Source organism: Burkholderia sp. Se-20378, from assembly GCF_017104665.1.
Taxonomy (GTDB): Bacteria; Pseudomonadota; Gammaproteobacteria; order Burkholderiales; family Burkholderiaceae; genus Burkholderia; species Burkholderia lata.
Window position 1 is genome coordinate 1 of record NZ_JAAGPG010000704.1, and the last position, 3,355, is coordinate 3,355.

Sequence of the window (3,355 nt, forward strand, 5' to 3'; positions counted from 1 at the left end):
TGCCTGCACGTGGCGCCCGGCACGCTCGACGCGGTGACCGCCGCGGTCGACGCGTGGTTCGCCGCCGCGCACGCGCCGCAGGCGTGATCCGAATGCAGTTGCAGTTGTCGTACCGACGTTGACTCACCGACGCGCCGCCTCACGCGGCGCGCATCACAACTAAGCCAAATCCACGGATGGAGATGAGAGACATGCAGGATCAGTACATCCTCGCGCTTGACCAGGGCACCACGAGTTCCCGCGCGATGCTGTTCGATCGCCAGGGCAATATCGTTTCGATCGCCCAGAAGGAATTCGAGCAGATCTACCCGCAACCCGGCTGGGTCGAGCACGACCCGCAGGAAATCTGGTCGACGCAAGCCGGCGTCGCCGCCGAAGCCGTCACGCGCACGGGCCTGAACGGCACGTCGATCGCCGCGATCGGCATCACCAACCAGCGTGAAACCACGATCGTCTGGGATCGCGAGACGGGCCAGCCCGTCTACAACGCGATCGTCTGGCAGGATCGCCGCACGGCCGACTTCTGCGATTCGCTGAAAGCACAGGGCTTCGAAGCGAAGGTGCGCGCGAAGACCGGCCTGCCGATCGATTCGTACTTCTCAGGGACCAAGATCCGCTGGATTCTCGACAACGTGCCGGGCGCACGCGAGAAGGCCAAGCAGGGCAAGCTCGCGTTCGGCACCGTCGACAGCTGGCTCGTGTGGAACTTCACGAAGCACGAACTGCACGTGACCGACGTGACGAACGCGTCGCGCACGATGCTGTTCAACATCCACACGCGCGAGTGGGACAACGAACTGCTCGAACTGCTCGACATCCCGCGCAGCATGCTGCCGGAAGTGAAGGCGTCGTCGGAAATCTACGGCCACACGAAGACCACCGTGTTCGCGTCGAAGATCCCGCTCGCGGGTATCGCGGGCGACCAGCAGGCCGCGCTGTTCGGCCAGATGTGCACGCAGTCCGGCATGGTGAAGAACACCTACGGCACCGGCTGCTTCCTGATGATGAACACCGGCGACAAGCCGATCGAATCGAAGAACAACCTCGTCACGACGATCGCCTGGCAGATCGGCGACAACGTGCAGTACGCGCTGGAAGGCAGCATCTTCATCGCGGGCGCGGTGGTGCAGTGGCTGCGCGACGGCGTCGGCATCATCAAGTCGGCCGCTGAAATCGAAGCGCTCGCCGCGAGCGTGCCGCACACCGACGGCGTCTACCTGGTGCCCGCGTTCGCCGGCCTCGGCGCACCGCACTGGAACGCGCGGGCGCGCGGCTCGGTGTTCGGCGTCACGCGCGGCACGACCTCCGCGCACCTCGCACGCGCGGCGCTCGATTCGATCGCGTACCAGTCGCTCGACGTGCTGGCCGCGATGGAAGCCGATTCGGGCATCAGCATCGGCGAGCTGCGCGTGGACGGCGGCGCGAGCGCGAACGACCTGCTGATGCAGTTCCAGGCAGACCTGCTCGGTGTCGACGCGGTGCGTCCGCAGATCACCGAGACGACCGCGCTCGGCGCGGCCTACCTCGCGGGCCTCGCGATCGGCTACTGGAAGAACCTCGACGAAGTACGCGACCAGTGGCAGCTCGATCGCCGCTTCTCGCCGTCGATGCCGAAGGAGCACGTCGAACGCTGCATGTCGGGCTGGCAGCGTGCGGTGCGTGCCGCGAAGGCATGGGCCGACGACACCCAGTAATCCTCACATACTTAAACGAAATACAACAACACCGGCGGACCGCGCAACGCGCGAGTCCGCGATGACATACGAGAGACAACCATGTCACCTTATATTGCAGAGTTCATCGGCACAGCGATCCTCGTGCTGCTCGGCAACGGCGCGGTCGCAAACGTGCTGCTTGCAAAGACCAAGGGCAAAGGCGCGGACCTGATCGTGATCGTGATGGGCTGGGCGATGGCCGTATTCGTCGCCGTCTACGTGACCGCGTCGTTCAGCGGCGCGCACCTGAACCCGATCGTCACCATCAGTCTCGCGCTCGCGGGCAAGTTCGCGTGGGCGAAAGTCGGCGGCTACATCCTCGCGCAGATGCTCGGCGGGATGGCGGGCGCGCTGCTCGTGTGGCTCGCCTATCGCCAGCACTTCGCGAAGGAAGCCGATGCGGACCTGAAGCTCGCGGTGTTCTGCACGGCGCCCGCGATCCGCAGCGTCACGCACAACGTGCTGACCGAAGCGATCTGCACGTTCGTGCTGATCCTCGGCGTGCTGTACCTCGCGTCGCCGCAGGTCGGCCTCGGCGCGCTCGACGCACTGCCTGTCGGCCTGCTCGTGCTCGGCATCGGCATCTCGCTCGGCGGCCCGACCGGCTATGCGATGAGCCCCGCGCGCGACCTGTCGCCGCGCATCATGCACGCGCTGCTGCCGATCCCAGGCAAGCGCGACAGCGACTGGCGCTATGCATGGGTGCCCGTCGTCGGTCCGCTGCTGGGCGGCGCCGCGGCGGCCGGCCTGTACCTGCGTCTGCACGCAATGGCGTGAACGCGGGCCTGTGACGAAGCGCGTGGCAATCGACCAACGCGCGCTTCGGGAACAGGCTCTTTCGCCTGACCGCCGGCACGCCGGCATGGCGGCACGGGTATCGCACCCGTGCCGCTTCTCCCCTCCTTCGTACGCGCTCCCACGGCCCGTGGCTCGCGGCAGCTGCGCATTGCGCGCATCGCATCGCTTCGCTACCTGCCGCCCGCCTCGCCGATCAGCGATTTAAGCTTCACGTTCACGTCCGCCACTGCGGTCGGCGCCACGTCCGCCCCACGCTCGACCAGCATTCGCGCAACCCGCATCTCCTTGACGAAACCCGACGCTCGGCCGAAGCCGCTCGCGGCGACGAGCCGCGCTCCGGCGTCGAAATGGAAATGGATTTCCGCGTCGTCGCCGAGCACGCGCGCGACCGATCGCTCACCAAGCGCCGGCTCTCCGGCCACCTGCAACTGCGCGTCGTATTGATCCGACCAGAACCACGGCGTCTCGCGATATGGCTCGTCGGCGCCGAGCATGTTGCGCGCGGCAACGCGCGCCTGGGTCTCGGCGCCGTGCCACGTCTCCTGCCGGACCGGCCGCCCCGACAACGCACTCGGAAACACCGCGACGTCGCCAGCTGCGTAAATGCCGCGCGCCGACGTCTCGAGCCGCTCGTTCACGACGATGCCACGCTCGACGGCGAGGCCCGCATCGCGCGCCAGCTCGTCGGCCGGCTCGATGCCGATGCCGGCGACGACCGTGTCGGCGATCAGCGTGTCGCCGTCGTCGAGCACGACGGCCAACGCGCCGCTAGCCGTCCGCTCGATCGCCACCGGCTTCAGGCTCACGCGAATGGTCACGCCCTGCCGCTCGTGAAGCGCGTG

Annotated in this window: 3 protein-coding genes; 2 read left to right on the plus strand and 1 reads right to left on the minus strand. The window is 67.2% G+C overall.

Annotated elements, in window-relative coordinates; genetic code table 11:
* The first annotated feature begins 191 nt into the window (after positions 1-191).
* The gene (glpK, locus tag G3N93_RS36335; protein ID WP_174940296.1) at positions 192-1,694 is read left to right on the plus strand and encodes a glycerol kinase GlpK; all 1,503 of its coding nucleotides are present in this window, start codon (positions 192-194) and stop codon (positions 1,692-1,694) included.
* An 81-nt stretch (positions 1,695-1,775) separates the two neighbouring features.
* Positions 1,776-2,492 (plus strand): MIP/aquaporin family protein, encoded by a 717-nt coding sequence (locus tag G3N93_RS36340; RefSeq protein WP_174940294.1) that lies wholly within the window; start codon positions 1,776-1,778, stop codon positions 2,490-2,492.
* A gap of 191 nt (positions 2,493-2,683) precedes the next feature.
* Here G3N93_RS36340 and G3N93_RS36345 read toward each other — a convergent pair.
* Positions 2,684-3,355: FAD-dependent oxidoreductase (locus tag G3N93_RS36345; RefSeq protein ID WP_206135175.1), on the minus strand; the 672-nt coding region annotated here is incomplete at its 5' end.

Bases quoted from the DNA above. Each gene is read 5' to 3' on its own strand.
- glpK (WP_174940296.1), top strand. From the start codon at position 192: ATGCAGGATCAGTACATCCTCGCGCTTGACCAGGGCACCACGAGTTCC.
- G3N93_RS36340 (WP_174940294.1), top strand. From the start codon at position 1,776: ATGTCACCTTATATTGCAGAGTTCATCGGCACAGCGATCCTCGTGCTG.